The following is a 19986-nucleotide window of genomic DNA, read 5'->3' as shown; positions in this document are numbered from 1 at the left end:
TCAAAAGAACGTCTTTGCCGCAACCGTGACTGCATTGCCGAGCGCACCACCGAAGACGATGAAGGCGACGACGAACAGTCCAGACAGCGCATAAACGATTTTCAGTTCGCCAGCCGGACGCTCGAAGCTGCCCTTGGCTTCATCGAACCACATGACCTTGACGACGCGGATATAATAATACGCGCCGACAACCGAGCCGATCACACCGATGACGGCAAGCGGATAGAGTTTGGCTTCGATGGCAGCAAGGAAGACGTAGTACTTGCCGAAGAAGCCGGCGAGCGGCGGAATGCCGGCAAGCGAGAACATCAGGATCGTCAGAACAACTGCCATGAAGGGGTTGGTGGACGAAAGCCCGGCCAGATCCTCGACATTTTCGACATTGCCGATTTCCTTGCGACGCATGGAGAGAATGCAGGCGAAGGTGCCGAGCGTCATGACCATGTAGATGGTCATGTAGAGAATGACGCCCGAGATACCGGCCTCGGTGCCCGCCGCAAGACCAACCAGCGCGTAACCCATGTGACCGATGGAAGAATAGGCCATCAGGCGCTTGATGTTCTTCTGGCCGATTGCCGCGAACGAGCCGAGCAGCATGGAAGCGATGGAGATGAAGACGACGATCTGCTGCCAGTCGGCAAAGACCGGCTGGAAGGCGTCAACAACGATGCGAACGAAGATCGCCATGGCGCCGATCTTGGGAGCGGCAGACAGGAAGGCCGTGACCGGCGTCGGCGCGCCTTCATAAACATCCGGCGTCCACATGTGGAACGGCACGGCGGAAATCTTGAATGCCAGACCGGCAAGAACAAAAACCAGACCGAAGACGAGGCCCAGCGAACGGGTCTCCGCCGTTAGAACCTGGGCGATTTCGGTAAAGCCGGTATTGCCGGTAAAGCCGTAAACCAGCGACATGCCGTAAAGCAGCATGCCCGAGGAGAGCGCACCGAGAACGAAATATTTCAGGCCCGCTTCGGTGGAGCGAAGGCTTTCCCGGTTGATGGCGCAGACGACGTAGAGCGCAAGCGACTGCAGCTCCAGCGCCATATAGAGCGAGATCAGGTTGTTGGCCGAAATCATCAGCAGGATGCCGAGCGTCGCCAGAACCAGAAGGACCGGATATTCGAACCGGCCGACCGGCTCAAAACGGCTCTGGCCGACAGAAAGGATCATGGCGGTGATCGAGCCGATCAGCGCCAGCACCTTCATGAAGTTGCCGAAGGCATCGGCGACGTAAACGCCGCCGAAAGCCACACCCGAAGCGGGCGCAAAGACGATCCAGAGACCGACGACGAGCAGCAGGGCCACGGAGAGGCCCGTGACCGTCGTTGTCGACTTGTCGCCCGAGAAGACGCCAATCATGAGCAGCGCCAGCGCGCCGACCGCTAGGATCAGCTCGGGCGTCGCGATGTGCAGACTGGCAAAAAGAATTTCAGCGGTCATGTCCAACGGGTCCTGTCGTCAATTCATAGAAAGCGCAACATTTTGCGCCGCCTGCAATGCAGCCGTATAGTTGTTTACCAGAAGATCGACCGAAGCGGCTGTCGCATCGAAAACCGGAGCCGGATAGACGCCGAAGAAGATCGTCAGCGCAACCAGCGGATAAAGGATGACCTTTTCGCGGGTTGACAGATCGAGCATCGATTTCAGGCTTTCCTTCTCAAGCGCACCGAAAATCACGCGGCGGTAAAGCCACAGCGCGTAAGCGGCCGAGAGGATGACGCCGGTTGCCGCAAACAGCGCGACCAGCGTGTTGGCGCGGAATACGCCGATCAGCGTCAGGAATTCACCAACGAAGCCGGAGGTGCCGGGCAGACCGACATTGGCCATGGTGAAGATCATGAAGGCGACGGCATATTTCGGCATGTTGTTCACGAGACCGCCATAGGCAGAGATCTCACGGGTATGCAGCCGATCGTAAACGACGCCGACGCAGAGGAAGAGCGCGCCCGACACGATGCCGTGCGACAGCATCTGGAAGATTGCGCCCTGCACGCCCTGCACATTGGCCGCGAAGATGCCCATGGTCACGTAACCCATGTGGGCGACGGAGGAATAGGCGATCAGCTTCTTGATGTCGTCCTGCATCATCGCCACCAGCGAGGTGTAGATAATGGCGAGAACCGACAGCGTGAAGACGAAGGGTGCGAAATAGTCCGACGCCAAGGGGAACATCGATAGCGAGAAACGGATGAAACCGTAACCGCCAAGCTTCAGCATGACGCCTGCCAGAATGACGGAACCCGCGGTCGGCGCCTGCACGTGCGCATCCGGCAGCCAGGTGTGCACCGGCCACATCGGCATCTTGACCGAGAATGCCGCGAAACAGGCAAGCCATAGCCACGTCTGCATGCCGGCCGGGAAGCCGTATTTCAGCAATTCCGTCATATCGGTCGTGCCGGACTGCCAGTACATCGCCATGATGGCGAGCATGGTCAGAACCGAGCCAAGCAGCGTGTAGAGGAAGAACTTGTAGGATGCGTAGACGCGATCCTTGCCGCCCCAGACGCCGATGATGATGAACATCGGGATCAGCGTTGCTTCGAAGAAGACGTAGAAAAGAACGGTATCCAGCGCCACGAAGACGCCGATCATGACGACTTCCAGAAGCAGGAAGGCGATCATGTATTCCTTGATGCGCTTTTCAACCGACTGCCAGCTTGCCAGCACGCAGAAAGGCATGAGGAAGGTGGTGAGGATGACGAACAGCATGGAGATGCCGTCGACGCCCAGATGATAGGCGGCGATGTTGCCGAACCATGCGTGTTTCTCCACCATCTGGAAACCGGGGTTCGAATTATCGAAGCCGATCCAGACGAACAGCGAAACCAGGAAGGTGAAAACGGTCGTCAGCAGCGAGACGTTGAGAATGTTGCGGCGACCGTAAGGGCCGTTCTCATTGGTCAGCAGCAAGAGCACCACGCCGACGAGCGGCAGAAAGGTGACCGTTGAAAGAATTGGCCAATCGGTCATCAAAACGCACTCCCGAGCATCATCCAGGTGACAAGCGCCGCGATGCCGATCAGCATCGCAAAGGCATAGTGATAAAGGTAACCGGATTGCAGGCGGACCATGCGGTTGGTCACGTCAACCACACGCGCTGCAATGCCGTTCGGTCCGTAGTGGTCGATGACGGCCACGTCGCCCTTCTTCCACAGGAAGCGGCCAAGCGCCTTTGCGGAACGCACGAACAGGAAGTCGTAAAGCTCGTCGAAATACCACTTGTTCAAGAGGAACTGATAGAGGCCGCGATGGGTCGCTGCCAGACGCTTCGGCGTCTCCGGCGACTTGATATACATGTACCATGCGGTGACAAAACCAAGCGCCATGGCGAAGAACGGGCTCCACTTGACCCACAGCGGAACATGGTGGAACTCGTCAAGGATTTCATTTTCCGGAAGCGTGAAGAGAGCACCCTTCCAGAACTCGGCATATTCATGGCCGAAGAAGTAACCTTCGAAGACAACACCGGCGAAGATCGCGCCGACGGTGAGGATGAAGAGCGGGATCAGCATGACCATCGGCGATTCATGCACATGGTGCATCACGTCAGCCGAAGCGCGCGGCTTTCCGAAAAAGGTCATGAACGCCAGACGCCAGGAATAGAAGCTGGTGAACAGCGCGGCGATGACCAGCAGCGTGAAGGCGAAACCTGACAGCACCGAATGGGACGCATAAGCGGATTCGATGATCACGTCCTTCGAGAAGAAGCCGGCAAAGCCGATCATCGTGCCCGGAATGCCCACACCTGTCAGCGCCAGCGTGCCGACGGTCATCGTCCAGAAGGTGATGGGGATATGCTTGCGCAGGCCGCCCATGTAACGCATGTCCTGCTCGCCATCGACGGCATGGATAACCGAACCGGCGCACAAGAACAGCAGTGCCTTGAAGAAGGCATGCGTGAAGAGGTGGAACACGGCCGCGCCATAAGCGCCGACGCCAAGTGCCACGAACATGTAACCGAGCTGCGAGCAGGTCGAATAGGCAATCACGCGCTTGATATCGTTCTGCACGAGACCGACGGTCGCTGCGAAGAAGGCGGTGATGGCACCGACCAGCGTCACGACGGTGAGCGCATCATGCGACAATTCGAACAGCGGCGACATGCGGGCAACCAGGAAGACACCGGCGGTGACCATGGTTGCGGCGTGAATGAGGGCGGACACAGGGGTCGGGCCTTCCATCGCGTCCGGCAGCCAAGTGTGCAGCAGGAACTGCGCCGACTTACCCATGGCGCCCATGAAGAGCAGCAGGCAGACGCCCGTCATCGCATTGGCCTTGTCCAGCTGCATGCCGAACAGGTTGATGACGGTTTCGGTGGAAGCTGCACCTTCAGCCGGCAGATAGGTGCTGGCGGCAGCGAAGATGGTTTCGAAATTGATCGAGCCGAACAGCACGAAGACGCCTGATATGCCGAGAATGAAGCCGAAGTCGCCAACACGGTTGACGATGAACGCCTTCATGGCAGCAGCAGACGCCGAAGGCTTCTTGAACCAGAAACCGATCAGCAGGTACGACGCCAGACCAACGCCTTCCCAGCCGAAGAACATCTGCAGCAGGTTGTCGGACGTCACCAGCATCAGCATGGCGAAGGTGAACAGCGAAAGATAGGCAAAGAAGCGCGGACGATGCGGATCGTGGTGCATGTATCCGATCGAATAGAGGTGCACCAGCGTCGAGACGGTGTTGACGACGACGAACATGACGGCCGTCAGCGTATCGATGCGGAACGCCCATTCAACGTCGATGCCGCCGGACTGGATCCAGCGCAGCACAGTGACCTTGATCACCTCGCCCGGCTCGCCATGGGCAAGCGCGACGGAGAAGAAGACGATCCACGACAGGACGGCGACCACGATCATCAGACCGGTGGTGATATATTCCGATGCCTTGGCGCCGATCGACCGGCCAAACAGGCCGGCAATCAGGAAGCCGATCAGGGGAAGAAAGACGATAGCCTTGTAGATCATAGCCTTATCAGCCCTTCATCATATTGACGTCTTCGACAGCGATCGATCCGCGGTTGCGGTAGAAGACAACGAGTATTGCAAGACCGATGGCCGCTTCGGCGGCTGCGACGGTCAGAATGAACAGTGCGAAGACCTGGCCGACGATGTCGTTCAGGAAAGCCGAGAACGCCACCATGTTGATGTTGACCGCCAACAGGATGAGTTCGATCGACATGAGGATGACGATGACGTTCTTCCGGTTGAGGAAGATACCGAAGATGCCGATCGTGAAGAGGATCGCGCTGACCGTCAGGTAGTGGGAAAGACCGATTTCCATATTCTGTTTCCTTGGATCCGTTCGCGCCTTCAGATGCCCTGGCCCGGCTTGACCTTGACCGTGGTGACGGCGGTCTTCGGGTCACGTCCGACCTGCGTGGATATGTTCTGCCGCTTGATGTCGGTGCGGTGACGCAGCGTCAGCACGATGGCGCCGATCATGGCCACCAGCAGCACGAGACCGGCAAGCTGGAAGAAGTAGACGTAATTGGTATAGAGCACGTCGCCCAGCGCGGCCGTATTGGTGCGCACGGCCGGTGACGGGATCGGCATGGTAATCGATTTGGCCGCCTGCGGGTTAAGCACGCTGCCGCCGACCACGACGATCAGTTCAGCCGCGAGGATGATACCGATCAGCGCACCGATCGGCGCATATTGCAGCACGCCGGAGCGCAGCTCCGCAAAATCCACATCCAGCATCATGACGACGAAGAGGAAGAGCACCGCCACCGCACCGACATAAACGACGAGCAGGATCATGGCGAGGAATTCGGCCCCCGTCAGCAGGAACAGCGCGGCTGCGTTGAAGAAGGTCAAAATCAGAAACAGCACCGAATGAACAGGGTTCTTCGATGCGATGACCATGAACGCAGACGCCACGGCGACGAAAGCGAATATATAAAAGAATACAGCGTGCAGACCCATGTTGGTGCCTTCTTGTCCTCATCCGGGCAAAGACCGCGCAATCGCGCGCTCTACCCGTTTCGTCCCCGCCGGCGATAACCGTGCAGGCTCTTTTACTCTTTCTTCGCTTCCCGGAGTCTCCCCCGGAAAGACGGTTGCGCCTTAACGGTAAGGCGCATCCAGTGCGAGGTTGCGCGCAATTTCACGCTCCCAGCGGTCGCCATTGTCGAGAAGCCTTTGCTTGTCGAAATAGAGCTCCTCGCGGGTTTCCGTCGCGAATTCGAAGTTCGGGCCTTCGACGATGGCATCCACCGGGCAGGCTTCCTGGCAGAAACCGCAATAGATGCACTTCACCATGTCGATGTCGTAACGCACCGTGCGGCGGGTGCCGTCATTGCGGCGCGGACCGGCTTCGATGGTGATCGCCTGAGCGGGACAGATCGCCTCACACAGCTTGCAGGCGATGCAGCGCTCTTCACCGTTCGGATAACGGCGCAGCGCATGCTCGCCGCGGAAGCGCGGAGACACCGGGCCCTTTTCGAAAGGATAATTCACCGTGGCCTTCTGCTTGAAGAAGTGGCGCATCGTCAGGAAGATCGCACCGACGAACTCCTTGAGGAACAGTGAATTGACGGCTTGGGAAAGGCTTGCCATCTCAAACTCCAGATTTCTGAGCGAGGCGTACGGACATCAACCGGCCCACCCCGTCAGCTTCAATACGAATGCAACAATAACGACCATGGCGAGCGACAGCGGCAGGAACACCTTCCAGCCAAGGCGCATGAGCTGGTCATAGCGGTAACGCGGAACGAAGGCCTTCACCAGAGCGATCATGAAGAAAACCATGCAGCCCTTGAGCGCGAACCAGACAATACCCGGAATCCAGTTCAGGAACCACACATCCACGATCGGCAGCCAGCCACCAAGGAACAGGATCGTCGTCAGGCAGCAGATCAGAACGATCGCAGCATATTCGCCGAGCATGAACATCATGTAAGGCGTCGAGCCATATTCGACCATGTGACCGGCAACCAGTTCCGATTCCGCTTCCGGAAGGTCGAAGGGCGGACGGTTGGTTTCGGCAAGGCCCGAGATGAAGAACACGATGAACATCGGGAACAGCGACAGCCAGTGCCAGTCGAGGAACGAGGCCGGCAGACCGATCATCGTGCCGAGGCCGGTGCGCTGCGCCAGAACGATATCCGTGAGGTTGAGCGAGCCGACGCACAGAAGCACGGTGACGATGACGAGGCCGATCGACACTTCGTAGGACACCATCTGCGCCGCCGAACGAAGCGCGCCGAGGAACGGGTACTTCGAGTTCGAAGCCCAGCCGCCCATGATGATGCCGTACACTTCAAGCGAGGAAATCGCGAAAATGTAGAGAATGCCGACATTGATATTGGCAACGACCCAGCCATCGGCAAAGGGGATGACCGCGTAGGTGGCGAGCGCCAGCGTTACGGCAACCAGCGGCGCCAGAAGGAAGACCGCCTTGTTGGCGCCCGCCGGAATGACGGGCTCCTTCAGGATGAATTTCAAAAGGTCGGCGAAGGACTGGAACAGACCAAAGGGGCCGACGACGTTGGGACCACGGCGCAACTGCACGGCTGCCCATACCTTACGGTCGGCAAGCAGAAGGAAGGCGATGGCCACCAGAAGGCAAACGAGAAGCAGCAGGGACTGGCCGACCATGATCAGCGCGGGCCAGACGTAGCTCCAGAAAAACGATTCCATAATCCCCTACCCTTACTCTGCCGCAGCCTGGAAATTGTTGCGGGCCAATGCGGAACACTCGGCCATGACGGCGGATGCGCGCGCAATCGGGTTCGTCAAATAAAAGTCTTTTACCGGCGAGGCAAACGCAGACTTATTGAGGCTGCCCGCGCGAGCGGCAAGTGCCTCGACATCCGCGCCGTTGCCGGCAACGATCTCATCGGTTTCCGCCAGATGCGGATGCGCGACATAAAGCTGGCCGCGCAGCGCCGACAGCGAATCGAACGGGAGCTTCTTGCCGAGCACGTCGGAAAGCGCACGCAGGATCGCCCAGTCTTCTCGGGCCTCGCCCGGTGCGAAACCGGCGCGGTTGCCCACCTGAACGCGGCCTTCGGTGTTGACCCAGATACCGGATTTTTCGGTGTAGGCCGCACCCGGAAGGATGACGTCGGCGTTCATCGCGCCATGGTCGCCGTGGCTACCGATGTAGACGGTGAACTTGGCGCCCTTGTTCGACAGGTCGATTTCATCGGCGCCGAGCAGGAAGAGAACGTCCATGGACGTTACCATTTCGGCAGCAGCAACACCGCCCTCGCCCGGCACGAAGCCGATGTCGAGACCACCGACGCGGGCAGCTGCAGTGTGAAGCACCGAGAAGCCGTTCCACTCTTCGCTGATTGCGCCAACCGAAACGGCGAGCTTCGCAGCGGCCGCGAGAACGGCTGCACCATCGGCGCGTGCCAGAGCGCCCTGGCCGATGATGATCAGCGGGTTCTTGGCGGACTTCAGCTTCTCAATGAAACTGTGAGAGCCATTGGCGAGATCGGAAAGCGTTTCCGCGCCAGAGCCTAGATATTCGTAGTTGTAGCGCAGCTCACCGGCTTCGCCGATCACGCCGATCGGGAAACCACCGCGACGCCAGCGCTTGCGGATACGTGCATTGAGCACGGCCGCTTCATAACGCGGGTTGGCGCCGACGATCAGCAGCGCATCCGCGTGCTCAATGCCTTCGATTGTGGAATTGAACAGGTAGCTGGCGCGACCCAAAGACGGATCAAGCGCTGCGCCATCCTGACGGCAATCGACATTGGCCGAGCCGAGCGACGCCAGAAGCGACTTCAGCGCGAACATTTCCTCGACGGAAGCAAGGTCACCGGCAATCGCGCCGATCTTGCTGCCGCTGGTTGCGGCAACCGCCTGCTTGATAGCGCCGAAGGCTTCGCCCCAGCTTGCGGGCTGCAAGCGGCCATCCTTGCGGACGTAAGGGCGGTCGAGACGCTGCGTCTTCAGGCCGTCCCAGATGAAGCGGCTCTTGTCGGAGATCCACTCTTCGTTGATCGCCTCGTTGACACGCGGCATGACGCGCATGACTTCGCGGCCACGGGTATCGACGCGGATTGCCGAACCGAGAGCGTCCATCACGTCGATGGTTTCGGTCTTGTTCAGTTCCCACGGGCGGGCAGTGAAAGCGAAAGGCTTCGAGGTGAGCGCACCGACCGGGCAAAGATCGACGACGTTGCCCTGAAGCTCGGAGGTCATAGCCTGCTCGAGATAGGTGGTGATTTCAGCGTCCTCGCCGCGGCCGATGAGGCCGAGTTCGGCTATGCCGGCAACTTCCGTTGTGAAACGGACGCAGCGCGTGCAGTGGATGCAGCGGTTCATCACCGTCTTGACGAGCGGGCCGATATATTTGTCTTCAACCGCACGCTTGTTTTCCGCGTAACGCGAACCGGCAATACCGAAGGCCATGGCCTGGTCCTGCAGGTCGCATTCGCCGCCCTGGTCGCAGATCGGGCAATCGAGCGGGTGGTTGATGAGAAGGAACTCCATCACGCCTTCGCGGGCCTTCTTGACCATCGGCGTGTTGGTGAAAACTTCAGGCAATTCGCCATTCGGGCCGCCGCGAACGTCGCGCACGCCCATGGCGCAGGATGCGGCGGGCTTGGGCGGTCCGCCCTTCACCTCGATGAGACACATGCGGCAGTTACCCGCGACCGACAAGCGCTCATGAAAACAAAAGCGCGGAACTTCAGCACCAGCCTCCTCGCACGCCTGCAACAGCGTGAAATGATCCGGAACCTCGATCTCTTTACCGTCAACCTTGAGCTTTGCCATGGTTCTACTTACGTCCTGTTGCCTGTTCGTCCCGTGTCTCTCACACGGTCCGCAACAAATCCTTAATCGCGCCCGACACTTCATCTCGTCGGTCAGGCGCTTCATGGTTTTCCGGCGCCGGGATCATCCCCGCGCCGCATGCAAACTGCGAAAAGCTTATTCGGCAGCTTCCAGAACAGCGCCATCATCCATGGCCCTGTAGGTATATTGGTCGATGCGCTTTTCGATTTCCGGACGGAAATTACGGATCAGCGCCTGTACCGGCCATGCGGCGGCGTCGCCGAGCGCACAGATGGTGTGGCCTTCGATCTGCTTCGTCACTTCGAACAGCATGTCGATTTCGCGCTTCTGCGCGTTGCCCTTCACCATGCGTTCCAGCACGCGCCACATCCAGCCGGTGCCTTCTCGGCACGGCGTGCACTGGCCGCAGCTTTCATGCTTGAAGAACGCCGCGATGCGGGCGATCGCCTTGATGACGTCGGTGGACTTGTCCATGACGATCATGCCGCCGGTGCCGAAGGACGACTTCACTTCGCGCATGCCGTCGAAGTCCATGATGGCGTCCTTCATGTCCTCACCGCGCACGATGGGGCAGGATGCGCCGCCGGGAATGACGCCAAGCAGATTGTCCCAGCCGCCGCGAATGCCACCGCAATGGTGTTCGATCAGTTCACGGAAGGACAGGCCCAACGCATCTTCGAAGGTGCATGGACGCTCGACATGGCCAGAGACCATGAACAGCTTGGTGCCGACATTGTTCGGACGGCCGATAGACGAGAACCATACCGCACCTCGGCGCAGAATCGTCGGAGCAACGGCGATGGATTCGACGTTGTTGACGGTCGTCGGGCAACCGTAAAGACCCATATTGGCCGGGAACGGCGGCTTCAGGCGCGGCTGGCCCTTCTTGCCCTCGAGGCTTTCGAGCAGTGCCGTCTCTTCGCCGCAGATATAGGCACCTGCGCCGTGATGGACGTAGATGTCGAAATCCCAGCCGTTCTTGTTGCTCTTGCCGAGCAGGCCCGCATCGTAACATTCGTCGATGGCGGCCTGAAGCGCCTCACGTTCGCGCATATATTCGCCGCGCACGTAGATATAGGCGGTGTGCGCACCCATGGCGAAACCGGCGATAACGCAGCCTTCGATCAGCGTATGCGGATCGTTGCGCAGGATTTCGCGGTCCTTGCAGGTGCCGGGCTCGGATTCGTCGGCGTTGACCACGAGATAATGCGGACGGCCGTCGCTTTCCTTGGGCATGAAGGACCACTTGAGACCCGTCGGGAAGCCTGCGCCGCCGCGACCGCGAAGGCCGGAAGCCTTCATCTCATTGATGATCCAGTCACGACCCTTTTCGATGATCTGCTTGGTGCCATCCCAATGGCCGCGCGCCATCACGCCCTTCAGGGACTTGTCCTTGAGGCCGTAGAGATTGGTAAAGATGCGATCCTGATCTTTTAACATGCTTCACCCTTTACCGCGGCTTCTTGCCGAAGACCCTGATATACTCGGCTTCGCCACCCTTGGCGAGCGCCTCGGCCTGCTTGATCCACTCATCGCGTTCGATGCGGCCCTTGAAATTCAGATAACCATCCACCCAGTCGCACTCGGCCTTCTTCCAGCCGGCAATCTGCGCATAGGTGAAGATACCGAGCTCGTTAAGCGTGCCTTCGATCTTCGGGCCAACGCCTGAAATGAGTTTCAGGTCATCGGGCGCAGCGGGCTTTTCAATGCCTGCCGGACGGTCGGCCGACTCAAGCGACGGTCTGGATGCTGTCGCTTCCTTGCCTGCCGATTGCTGTTCCCCTGCCTTTGCGTTTTCCGCAGCAGCCTTGGGCTCGTTCGCAGGCGTCTTCAGCTTCGGATCGGTTTCCGGTGCGTCCGTCTTCGGCTTGGCGGCATTCGAAGGAAGAACGGGGGCTGCTTCCGCCGGAGCTTCCGCAGGCTTGTCGAGATTGGAGCGATCTGGCTTGATCTCTTCCGTCAGCGTCGTCAGGCCGCCAACGGGCACCGACTGGTGACGGTCGATCTGGGGACCTGTCTTGACCGTGTCACCCTTGCCTGCCTCGAACGTGTCGATGATCTCTTCCAGGCGCTCGGGCGTCAGATCCTCATAGGCATCCTTGAAGATGATGACCATCGGCGCGTTGACGCAGGCGCCCTGACATTCCACTTCTTCCCAGGACAGCGTGCCGCTCTCGTTGGTGTGCAGCGGATCATGGTGGATCTTCTTGCGGCAGACATCCATCAGCGCTTCGGAGCCGCGCAGCATGCAGGGCGTGGTGCCGCAAACCTGAACATGGGCGCGTGTGCCGACCGGCTTCAGCTGGAACTGGGTGTAGAAGGTCGCTACTTCCATGACGCGGATATAGGCCATATCCAGCATGTCGGCGATTTTTTCGATGGCGGCGCGGGTAACCCAGCCGTCCTGCTCCTGCGCACGCATAAGCAGCGGGATAACCGCCGATTGCTGGCGTCCCTCCGGATATTTCTGGATCGTCTTTTCCGCCCATGCGGTATTATCCGCGTTAAAGGCAAATGCCACGGGCTGGAACTGATCTTCGGCTAGTCGACGAACGGACATACTTCCTCACGCCTTTTCAGTTTAACGTCTCACAACGCGATCTCGCCACCGTGACGAATTCGCAGGCATAAGCCGCCTTGTCTTTCTGCATGAACACGATGAACTTGCTGCCATTGGGAACCGAGGCCTTGATCTCGTATCCCGAAGACAGAAGCTGCTTGATGGTGGAACCGCCGCTGCTTGATAGCGATACGCCCCCCTCGTCCGTCGCCGTCTGGGCGAGAGCGGAGGTCGACATCGCAGCAAGAAAAGCCAAGATGGCCAGCGGCAGACGCATCAGCGGTCGACCTCCCCGAACACGATGTCGAGGGAGCCGAGCACGGCTGTAACGTCGGCAAGCTGATGGCCCTTGCACAGGAAATCCATCGCCTGCAAATGTGCATAACCCGGCGCGCGGATCTTGCAGCGGTAGGGCTTGTTCGAACCATCGGCGACCACGTAGACGCCGAACTCGCCCTTCGGCGCTTCGACGGCGGCGTAAACTTCGCCGGCCGGAACGTGATAGCCTTCGGTATAGAGCTTGAAGTGATGGATAAGAGCTTCCATCGAACGCTTCATCTCGCCGCGCTTGGGCGGAACCACCTTGCCATCCAGCGAGGAGACCGGGCCGATGCGGTGCTTGCCGGAGAGAAGATCGACGCACTGCTTCATGATCTTCACCGATTCGCGCATTTCCTGCATGCGGATCAGGTAACGGTCATAGCAGTCGCCGTTCTTGCCGACGGGTATATCGAACTCCAGATCGGAATAGCACTCGTAGGGCTGCGCGCGACGCAAATCCCAGGCAGCACCCGAACCGCGCACCATGACGCCCGTGAAACCCCAGGCAAAGGCGTCTTCAAGCGAGACGACGCCGATATCGACGTTACGCTGCTTGTAGATGCGGTTGTCGGTCAACAGGCCTTCGATATTGTCGAGAACGGTAATGAAGGGATCGCACCATTTGCCGATGTCTTCCACCAGCTCCGGCGGCAGATCCTGATGCACGCCGCCCGGACGAACATAGGCCGAGTGCATGCGGGCGCCACAGGCGCGCTCGTAGAACACCATCAGCTTTTCACGTTCCTCGAAGCCCCAGACAGGCGGAGTCATTGCGCCGACGTCCATGGCCTGAGTCGTCACGTTCATGATGTGCGACAGGATGCGGCCGATTTCCGAATAAAGCACGCGGATTAGCTGGCCGCGCATCGGGATTTCGAGACTCAGCAGCTTTTCGACGGCGAGCGCGAAAGCGTGTTCCTGGTTCATCGGCGCGACGTAGTCGAGACGGTCGAAATAAGGCACGGCCTGAAGGTAGGTCTTGGTCTCGATCAGCTTTTCGGTGCCGCGATGCAGAAGACCGATATGCGGATCGACGCGCTCGACGATTTCGCCGTCCAGTTCCAGAACCAGGCGCAGCACGCCGTGCGCGGAAGGGTGTTCCGGACCGAAGTTGATCGTGAAATTGCGGACGTTATGCTCAGTCATTCTAGTGCTCCGCCGAGGTGATCATGGCGATGAATTCGGGGCCGGTCATGTTCTGCGTGGTTTGCGCGAAAGAATAGCTCGAAGGCTTCTCATCCGTGAAAATCTGCGACGCAAAATGGAAACTGGAAGGGTTGTCGAAAGCCTGCAACGAGACGGCAAAATGCTTGCCATCCTTGGAGCGCCACATCAGCGTGCTGCCGCAATTCCTGCAGAAGCAGCGCTCGCCCCATTCCGACGAGGTATAAACACCGAAATGTTCCTCGTTCTCGATGGCGACGTCAGCGCATTCGACAGCCAGAAATGTTCCGCCGGACCAGCGGCGGCACATCGAGCAATGGCAAACGCCGAATTCGCGGGCGCCGATGCTGGCATTGAAGCCAACGGCGCCGCAAAGACATTGTCCGTGCTCTGTCGCGGGGGCTTCGCTCATTGCTTGGCCTTTTCGTCACCCGGGAGAACATAGTCAGTCCCCTCCCAGGGAGAGAGGAAATCGAAATTGCGGAATTCCTGCTTCAGTTCGACCGGTTCATAGAGAACCCGCTTCAGAACGTCATCGTAGCGTACTTCCACAAAGCCGGTAACCGGAAAATCCTTGCGCAGCGGATGACCTTCGAAACCGTAATCGGTGAGGATTCGGCGAAGATCCGCATGGCCTTCGAAAGGAATGCCGTACATATCCCAGGCTTCGCGCTCGAACCAGTCTGCACCCATGTAAACGGAGGTTGCCGAGGGAACGCCCTCGTCTTCCGCCACCTGCAGCTTGATGCGCACGCGCAGATTCTGGCGCGGCGACAAGAGGTGATAGACGACGTCGAAACGCTTCTCGCGCTGCGGCCAGTCGACGCCGCAAATATCGATGATGTTGACGAAACCGCACTGCACATCGTCACGCAGGAACGTCAAAAGCGCGATAACGCTTTCCGTCGTCGTGTTCAGCGTCAACTCGCCATAGGCGATATCGGCCGAAACCACGAGGGAACCACGCGCTTCCTTAACGTAAGCAGCAAGATCGTTTAGAGCTTCGCTCATTCCTTAATCCGTCCTTTGCCCTTAGCGCTCGATCGTACCGGTACGCCGGATCTTCTTCTGCAGCAGAAGCACGCCGTAAAGCAGCGCCTCCGCCGTGGGGGGACAGCCCGGAACGTAGATATCCACCGGCACGACTCGGTCGCAGCCGCGCACGACGGCGTAGGAATAATGGTAATAGCCGCCGCCATTGGCGCAGGAGCCCATGGAGATGACATAACGCGGCTCGGGCATCTGGTCATAGACCTTGCGCAGTGCCGGCGCCATCTTGTTGGTCAGCGTTCCCGCGACGATCATCACGTCCGACTGGCGCGGCGAGGCGCGCGGGGCGACACCGAAGCGCTCCATGTCGTAACGCGGGCCGGAAGCCTGCATCAGACCCTCGACGGCGCAGCAGGCAAGACCGAACTGCATCCACATCAGGGAGCCGGTACGCGCCCAGGTGATCAGCTCGTCGGTCGAGGTGACGAGAAAGCCCTTGTCGGCCAGCTCGTCGTTGATTTCCGTGAAGTAGGCATCATTGCTGCCGACAGGCTTGCCGGTCGCGGGATCGATGATCCCCTTCGGCTGCGGCGCAACGAGCGTGCTGTTGTTCTGGCTCATGCCCATTCCAGCGCTCCCTTCTTCCACTCATAGATAAAGCCGATGGTGAGAACGGCGAGGAACACCATCATAGACCAGAAACCGAACCAGCCCATATCACCGAAGGACACAGCCCAGGGGAACAGGAAGGCGACTTCCAGGTCGAAGATGATGAAGAGAATGGACACCAGATAAAACCGGATATCGAACTTCATGCGGGCGTCGTCGAAGGCATTGAAACCGCACTCGAAAGCGGAGAGCTTTTCCGGGTCCGGCGCCTTATAAGCGACAGCGAAAGGCGCGATGAGAAGCGCCAGGCCAATGACAAGAGCGATACCGATAAAGATTGCGATCGGAATATAGGAACTGAGGAGTTCAGTCATGGTCTCTTCCCTGTCCGGCCGGGTGCCGGACCTGCCTTTGCGACTGAAAGTCTAAAGGCGCACAAATATGTTGCAACGCCAAAGTGGTTAGCGCAGCCGCGCTCTCTCTGCAAGAGTTTAGGCACCATTTCAAGACACCTGCCGCATTGATTGGCAACAATATTGCCGGAATTGACGCAAATTTGGGCCACAATTCCGGGCTAAGCCCCTCAAATACAATAATAATCGATTGAACGACGCAACCGCAAAAAAGTCACACGAATTTTACGTCAAAATGGAAGCGAAGTGACGATCTCTCGATATCGAAACTTGACTAAAAACAGCAGGAAAAACCGCGCTCGCGAATGCCGGAAACAGGCGCTGAAATCGCCATTGCCGACATGGCAGGACGACGCCTGCTTGCTTCGTTTGGGAGTGTCATTTCGATGAAAGAAATGGCGCGAGTGACGGGGCTCGAACCCGCGACCTCCGGCGTGACAGGCCGGCACTCTAACCGACTGAGCTACACCCGCGCTCCACAGACATTCGTCTGCGTTTTTTTCCGAGGAACAGGATGGCGCGAGTGACGGGGCTCGAACCCGCGACCTCCGGCGTGACAGGCCGGCACTCTAACCAACTGAGCTACACCCGCTTATCCTGACCGACAAGACCTTAGTCTCGCCGTACGAACCAGCCTCGGCTGTTCGTTGAGCGGCTAACTACGGCGTTCGTGCGGGGGTGTCAAGCAGGTTTCACGACAAAAGAATAAGCTTCTTCATTTTGATCGGAAAAAACTGAAAGGCCTTTGACCGGCATTGCAGCGAATGCCTTGTTTTCCGGGCTTTTCCCAACAAAAACAAAAAACTTGTCCACAGCCGGGGCGTCCGTAACGCGATTCCAGCATACCGCCGAGGGTAACGGCCGGGCGTTGTTTTTATCGAAAAGCCCGCAGTTCCCGGCTTTTTGCCGATCACCTCTGCCAATGGGCAAAGCTGTCCGGAAAAAAAACAAAAAAACTTCACAAAAGCCCTTGCGGTTTTTTTCCGATCCGAATACATCACGGCCACCGACGCGGCAGACACGATCTGCAAGACGCGAAGGGCGATTAGCTCAGTTGGTAGAGCGCCTCGTTTACACCGAGGATGTCGGGAGTTCGAGTCTCTCATCGCCCACCATTTTCCATATTCTTCAAATTGTGCGCATTACCAAGCCGAAACTCTTTCGGATGTCGGTGCGTTTTACCGTAAACTTCCTGCATCGGGAATCACGGCCCCTGCCCCCGATTCTGTAGACGGCCGCGGCCTTGGGCTGGTGAAGCGGCTTTTCCGGCGTGAGTCTATGCCAGATCGGCACTTCTGTTCCACATTCATACAGGCCGGCTCCAATAGGTGTGCCACCCCGCAACATACCGAAAAATAAGCAGATTCAGACTTTTTAAAGAGATTTCATGCATTGTTTCCGAGCCGTTTCATGATGAACGGTATAAATGATGGATGAAACCATGTCGGTCGACGCGTTTGTAACACTCGCGCTTATTGCGCTGCCTGTTTATATTTTTTTCCGCTGGGTCCAGCAGGACTCGGAAAAAGACAGCACTCCCAAAAGCAAGAATTCCATGGGGCGGTGATCTCTAGCGATCTGGTCCATTGCACATTCATGGAAGTCCTCCGGATAACACCCTCGATTATGCGATAGCGACGCGACCATGCCGGTTTTAACGGCTGGTATGCGACTCATCGTGGGGAATCGGCATTCCCCAGATCGGGGTCTTCCGCCGCACAAAAAAGCCGGGCTATGCCCGGCTTTTCTCACTTGCGATTCTATTCGGACCGATCAGTTGATCGCCTTCAGATCGACGGTAAAGAACAGCGTTTCGCCGGAAGATCCGTCGACGCCGTCATTGTCAGTGACGACATAGGCCGTTCCTGCCTTGTCGAAGGTGAAGCCTTCCAGCTTGTCAACGGTATAGCCATTCGTCTGGGCCTTGAGGTCCGGCAGGAAATCATGTGCTTCCTGCTTGGCCACCAGCGGCAGTTCGCCACCGATCTTGCCCGGCTTCAGGTCAGCGTTCGCGACGCGGTAAAGCTTCTTGATCTTTGCCTTGTCACCGACCTGATTGTCGCGCTCGACGATATAGACATAGTCGCCCTGTGCGGTGATTTCAGAAAGGCCGACCCAGCCTGCCTCGGTCTTGTCGAGCGGGTAACGCACGGCGCCCCATTCCTTGGACTTCGGATTGTAGGAGACGAGCTTGACGAAACCCTTCTCGTCCGTGCCCCATTCGCGCTGTACGGCCATCCACAGCGTCGCGTCGTCGCCCTTGCCGATCATGGTCACGCCTTCGAAACCGAAGCGGGTTTCGCCAGCCAGCAGTTCCTTCGGCAGAGCGATCTCAGCCTTGATCTCGCCCTTGGCGCTGACATTGTAGAGTGCGTGGGGCACGAGCTTGGCACTGTCACCTTCCGAGGCCAGCCAGAAGCCGCCCTTACCGTCAAGCGTAATGCCTTCGATGTCGAGTTTCTGGGCTGCGATACCGTCGCGCTTGATGCGCAGGGCGCTGGTGATGGTGGCGGGCTTCTTCGTTGCGTCGATGGTGTAGATTGACGGCTGGTTTCCATAGACCGAGTCGGACACGGCATAGAGGATGCCAGGCTTTTCAGCATCGCCCACCAGACCGGAGAGAGCGCCCCAGCCGATCGGTGCGCCGTCAACGGTGGCGGAAGCGAGCTGCGGGTAGGCAATCTGGCCTTCTGCACGTTCATAGATCATGACATGCGAGCGAGCGCCGCCATCTTCGACGAGATCGGCTTCGTTGGCAGTGACGAGGAGATTGCGCGACGGAATGGCGACGGCGCCTTCAGGCGAAATGCCCGAGGGCAGAAGCTGGACCAGTTCCGGTGTGCCGCCCGTATCCTTGTAGACCGCAGCGAGAGACGCGCGCTCGGCAAGAACGAAGAAGTACTTCTGGCCATCGAAGGTTGCCGTCTCCAGACCTTCCGGCTCGATGCCCTTGGCCTTGGAGCGCTTTTCCGGATAGTGGCCGATGCTGGCGGCGGCGTGCTCAAGGGTGGCACCGGCTTCATAAAGAAGCTTGCCGGTCTTGTCGAAAATGGTGAAGCCGCGCGCGCCGCCCTGCCAGTCACCCTCATTGGCGATGACGATTCGGTCATTGTCCAGCCACTTCACGGCATCTGGCTCACGCTTGCGGCCTTCCTGCTTGTCGGTGAATTTGATCTGGCCGTCCGTCTTCGTGTCGACGCCTTCCAGATCAACCGTGCCGGCGGAGAAATGCGTCTTTACCGTACCGGTCTTGCCGTCGATGATGACGATGTGGTTGTTTTCCTGCAGCGTGAGCGCGATCTCGCCATTGGCATTGATCGAGACGAATTCCGGCTCCGGATCTTCCGGGGAGATTTCGGCAAGGCCGGTCACGTCGATCTTCTTCAGCGTCGCGCAGTCGGCAACGCCGTTTTTCAGACCGACCGTCACCAGATAACCGGCCGGCATCTGTGGCAGGGCGCCTTCGTTCACCTCTTCATCGCGTTCGTTTTCGATCGCGATAGCGGCGAAGGTCTTGTCCGGGGAAATTGCGACAGAATCTGGCTGGCCGCCGAGATCGCAGCTCGCTTCAATCTTCTTGGTGGCGATATCGACCGTCACGAGCTTGCCGGACGGCTTGGCGCGGTTTTCGGACGTGTTGACACCGGCCAGAACCTTGGCGCCAGCAACGGCAACCGAGGTCGGTTCGCCTTCCAGCAGCAACGCGCCGCCAGCCTTGGGTGCCTTGGCGTCGGTGATGTCAACGAATCCAATGCCGCCAAGCGGGCTGTCCGAATAGATCAGCGTCTTACCGTCTTCGCTAGCGGTTACGATTTCAGCTGAAGTGACGGCCTTCGCGTCCTTGTCCGCTGGCAGGTTCTTTACGACCGGGAAAGATGCGATGCGGTTGAAAACCGGCTCGGCAGCAGCCGGAAAGGCCGCGGACGTGAGCAGAGCAGCAGTCAAAGCCATCTGAGAAAGTCGGAACGCCATTATAAATCCCCCTTGGATCCAAAAAAACACCCTATGGCTTCTGCGTCAGAGACATGACAGCGGCATGACATTTCCTGTCGGAGGAATCAAAAAGCCCGACCATGAAGGCCGGGCTTTCCTGTTCGTGCGCACATTCCGCGTATCAGAGCGCCGTGTGACCGGATGGAGGCTACACAGGCGCGCTCTCCTACTTTCA

The 19986-nt window shown here is 58.6% G+C and carries 19 protein-coding genes and 3 tRNA genes; 2 read left to right on the top strand and 20 right to left on the bottom strand.

All coding sequences use genetic code 11. The features are described 5' to 3' along the window. The 19 genes from nuoN to F617_RS29035 all read right to left on the bottom strand — a co-directional run bounded on the left by nuoN (position 1) and on the right by F617_RS29035 (position 16631). A complete protein-coding gene (gene nuoN / locus F617_RS0112470) occupies positions 1–1443 on the bottom strand; it encodes an NADH-quinone oxidoreductase subunit NuoN (RefSeq protein WP_003512691.1) in 1443 nt (480 codons plus the stop codon). 18 nt (positions 1444–1461) lie between these two features. After that, positions 1462–2973, bottom strand: a complete 1512-nt coding sequence (locus F617_RS0112465) for an NADH-quinone oxidoreductase subunit M (RefSeq protein WP_013635953.1) — start codon at positions 2971–2973, stop codon at positions 1462–1464. Further along, positions 2973–4970, bottom strand: coding sequence for an NADH-quinone oxidoreductase subunit L (gene nuoL, locus F617_RS0112460; protein ID WP_019565477.1), 1998 nt, complete (start codon positions 4968–4970; stop codon positions 2973–2975). Before nuoL ends, F617_RS0112465 begins: the two co-directional genes overlap by 1 nt. A 7-nt stretch (positions 4971–4977) precedes the next feature. After that, positions 4978–5286: an NADH-quinone oxidoreductase subunit NuoK gene (nuoK, locus tag F617_RS0112455; protein ID WP_003496445.1), complete on the bottom strand. Its 309-nt coding sequence runs from the start codon at positions 5284–5286 to the stop codon at positions 4978–4980. A 29-nt stretch (positions 5287–5315) separates the two neighbouring features. Beyond that, positions 5316–5930, bottom strand: coding sequence for an NADH-quinone oxidoreductase subunit J (locus F617_RS0112450; protein WP_003512680.1), 615 nt, complete (start codon positions 5928–5930; stop codon positions 5316–5318). Positions 5931–6071: 141 nt separating this feature from the next. Further along, positions 6072–6563: an NADH-quinone oxidoreductase subunit NuoI gene (nuoI, locus tag F617_RS0112445; protein WP_003512679.1), complete on the bottom strand. Its 492-nt coding sequence runs from the start codon at positions 6561–6563 to the stop codon at positions 6072–6074. Positions 6564–6599: 36 nt separating this feature from the next. Continuing rightward, the gene (nuoH, locus tag F617_RS0112440) at positions 6600–7646 is read right to left on the bottom strand and encodes an NADH-quinone oxidoreductase subunit NuoH (RefSeq protein ID WP_013635951.1); all 1047 of its coding nucleotides are present in this window, start codon (positions 7644–7646) and stop codon (positions 6600–6602) included. A 12-nt stretch (positions 7647–7658) separates the two neighbouring features. Further along, on the bottom strand, positions 7659–9740 hold the full coding sequence (gene nuoG / locus F617_RS0112435) for an NADH-quinone oxidoreductase subunit NuoG (RefSeq protein ID WP_019565476.1): 2082 nt from the start codon (positions 9738–9740) through the stop codon (positions 7659–7661). Positions 9741–9896: 156 nt separating this feature from the next. Then, on the bottom strand, positions 9897–11201 hold the full coding sequence (gene nuoF / locus F617_RS0112430) for an NADH-quinone oxidoreductase subunit NuoF (RefSeq protein WP_019565475.1): 1305 nt from the start codon (positions 11199–11201) through the stop codon (positions 9897–9899). A 10-nt stretch (positions 11202–11211) separates the two neighbouring features. After that, positions 11212–12321: an NADH-quinone oxidoreductase subunit E gene (locus F617_RS0112425; RefSeq protein ID WP_019565474.1), complete on the bottom strand. Its 1110-nt coding sequence runs from the start codon at positions 12319–12321 to the stop codon at positions 11212–11214. A 16-nt stretch (positions 12322–12337) separates the two neighbouring features. Then, positions 12338–12598, bottom strand: coding sequence for a hypothetical protein (locus F617_RS0112420; protein ID WP_019565473.1), 261 nt, complete (start codon positions 12596–12598; stop codon positions 12338–12340). After that, entirely contained in the window at positions 12598–13788 is a 1191-nt protein-coding gene (locus F617_RS0112415; RefSeq protein ID WP_019565472.1) for an NADH-quinone oxidoreductase subunit D, read from the bottom strand. Before F617_RS0112415 ends, F617_RS0112420 begins: the two co-directional genes overlap by 1 nt. Before the next feature lies 1 nt (position 13789). Beyond that, a complete protein-coding gene (locus F617_RS0112410; protein WP_003512658.1) occupies positions 13790–14218 on the bottom strand; it encodes a GFA family protein in 429 nt (142 codons plus the stop codon). Next, positions 14215–14817: an NADH-quinone oxidoreductase subunit C gene (locus tag F617_RS0112405; protein ID WP_003512657.1), complete on the bottom strand. Its 603-nt coding sequence runs from the start codon at positions 14815–14817 to the stop codon at positions 14215–14217. Before F617_RS0112405 ends, F617_RS0112410 begins: the two co-directional genes overlap by 4 nt. Before the next feature lie 21 nt (positions 14818–14838). Continuing rightward, the gene (locus F617_RS0112400) at positions 14839–15423 is read right to left on the bottom strand and encodes an NADH-quinone oxidoreductase subunit B family protein (protein WP_003512655.1); all 585 of its coding nucleotides are present in this window, start codon (positions 15421–15423) and stop codon (positions 14839–14841) included. After that, the gene (locus F617_RS0112395) at positions 15414–15779 is read right to left on the bottom strand and encodes an NADH-quinone oxidoreductase subunit A (RefSeq protein WP_003512653.1); all 366 of its coding nucleotides are present in this window, start codon (positions 15777–15779) and stop codon (positions 15414–15416) included. Before F617_RS0112395 ends, F617_RS0112400 begins: the two co-directional genes overlap by 10 nt. A 435-nt stretch (positions 15780–16214) precedes the next feature. Beyond that, positions 16215–16291: transfer RNA gene (locus F617_RS0112390), tRNA-Asp, on the bottom strand. A gap of 42 nt (positions 16292–16333) precedes the next feature. Next, positions 16334–16410: transfer RNA gene (locus tag F617_RS0112385), tRNA-Asp, on the bottom strand. Between the two features lie 89 nt (positions 16411–16499). Beyond that, positions 16500–16631 carry a hypothetical protein gene (locus F617_RS29035; protein ID WP_003512651.1) on the bottom strand — a complete coding sequence of 44 codons (132 nt, stop codon included), beginning with the start codon at positions 16629–16631 and terminating at the stop codon, positions 16500–16502. A 226-nt stretch (positions 16632–16857) separates the two neighbouring features. Here F617_RS29035 and F617_RS0112375 point away from each other — a divergent pair. After that, a tRNA-Val gene (locus F617_RS0112375) sits at positions 16858–16933 on the top strand. A 311-nt stretch (positions 16934–17244) separates the two neighbouring features. After that, the gene (locus tag F617_RS28355) at positions 17245–17385 is read left to right on the top strand and encodes a hypothetical protein (protein WP_003512649.1); all 141 of its coding nucleotides are present in this window, start codon (positions 17245–17247) and stop codon (positions 17383–17385) included. A 206-nt stretch (positions 17386–17591) separates the two neighbouring features. On the opposite strand, the gene F617_RS0112365 is transcribed toward F617_RS28355, so the two are convergent. Further along, a complete protein-coding gene (locus tag F617_RS0112365; RefSeq protein WP_026330817.1) occupies positions 17592–19790 on the bottom strand; it encodes an esterase-like activity of phytase family protein in 2199 nt (732 codons plus the stop codon). Between the last annotated feature and the right edge of the window lie 196 nt (positions 19791–19986).

The sequence above is a fragment of the Agrobacterium sp. 10MFCol1.1 genome, from assembly GCF_000381165.1.
Lineage (GTDB): Bacteria > Pseudomonadota > Alphaproteobacteria > Rhizobiales > Rhizobiaceae > Agrobacterium > Agrobacterium tumefaciens.
Note: the sequence above shows the minus strand (reverse complement) of the source record. Positions and strands in the feature narration are given on the sequence as shown.

What these genes read in the sequence shown, in the direction of transcription:
- nuoN (WP_003512691.1), bottom strand. Translation starts at nt 1,443, where the DNA reads ATGACCGCTGAAATTCTTTTTGCCAGTCTGCACATCGCGACGCCCGAG.
- F617_RS0112465 (WP_013635953.1), bottom strand. Translation starts at nt 2,973, where the DNA reads ATGACCGATTGGCCAATTCTTTCAACGGTCACCTTTCTGCCGCTCGTC.
- nuoL (WP_019565477.1), bottom strand. Translation starts at nt 4,970, where the DNA reads ATGATCTACAAGGCTATCGTCTTTCTTCCCCTGATCGGCTTCCTGATT.
- nuoK (WP_003496445.1), bottom strand. Translation starts at nt 5,286, where the DNA reads ATGGAAATCGGTCTTTCCCACTACCTGACGGTCAGCGCGATCCTCTTC.
- F617_RS0112450 (WP_003512680.1), bottom strand. Translation starts at nt 5,930, where the DNA reads ATGGGTCTGCACGCTGTATTCTTTTATATATTCGCTTTCGTCGCCGTG.
- nuoI (WP_003512679.1), bottom strand. Translation starts at nt 6,563, where the DNA reads ATGGCAAGCCTTTCCCAAGCCGTCAATTCACTGTTCCTCAAGGAGTTC.
- nuoH (WP_013635951.1), bottom strand. Translation starts at nt 7,646, where the DNA reads ATGGAATCGTTTTTCTGGAGCTACGTCTGGCCCGCGCTGATCATGGTC.
- nuoG (WP_019565476.1), bottom strand. Translation starts at nt 9,740, where the DNA reads ATGGCAAAGCTCAAGGTTGACGGTAAAGAGATCGAGGTTCCGGATCAT.
- nuoF (WP_019565475.1), bottom strand. Translation starts at nt 11,201, where the DNA reads ATGTTAAAAGATCAGGATCGCATCTTTACCAATCTCTACGGCCTCAAG.
- F617_RS0112425 (WP_019565474.1), bottom strand. Translation starts at nt 12,321, where the DNA reads ATGTCCGTTCGTCGACTAGCCGAAGATCAGTTCCAGCCCGTGGCATTT.
- F617_RS0112420 (WP_019565473.1), bottom strand. Translation starts at nt 12,598, where the DNA reads ATGCGTCTGCCGCTGGCCATCTTGGCTTTTCTTGCTGCGATGTCGACC.
- F617_RS0112415 (WP_019565472.1), bottom strand. Translation starts at nt 13,788, where the DNA reads ATGACTGAGCATAACGTCCGCAATTTCACGATCAACTTCGGTCCGGAA.
- F617_RS0112410 (WP_003512658.1), bottom strand. Translation starts at nt 14,218, where the DNA reads ATGAGCGAAGCCCCCGCGACAGAGCACGGACAATGTCTTTGCGGCGCC.
- F617_RS0112405 (WP_003512657.1), bottom strand. Translation starts at nt 14,817, where the DNA reads ATGAGCGAAGCTCTAAACGATCTTGCTGCTTACGTTAAGGAAGCGCGT.
- F617_RS0112400 (WP_003512655.1), bottom strand. Translation starts at nt 15,423, where the DNA reads ATGGGCATGAGCCAGAACAACAGCACGCTCGTTGCGCCGCAGCCGAAG.
- F617_RS0112395 (WP_003512653.1), bottom strand. Translation starts at nt 15,779, where the DNA reads ATGACTGAACTCCTCAGTTCCTATATTCCGATCGCAATCTTTATCGGT.
- F617_RS28355 (WP_003512649.1), top strand. Translation starts at nt 17,245, where the DNA reads ATGATGGATGAAACCATGTCGGTCGACGCGTTTGTAACACTCGCGCTT.
- F617_RS0112365 (WP_026330817.1), bottom strand. Translation starts at nt 19,790, where the DNA reads ATGGCGTTCCGACTTTCTCAGATGGCTTTGACTGCTGCTCTGCTCACG.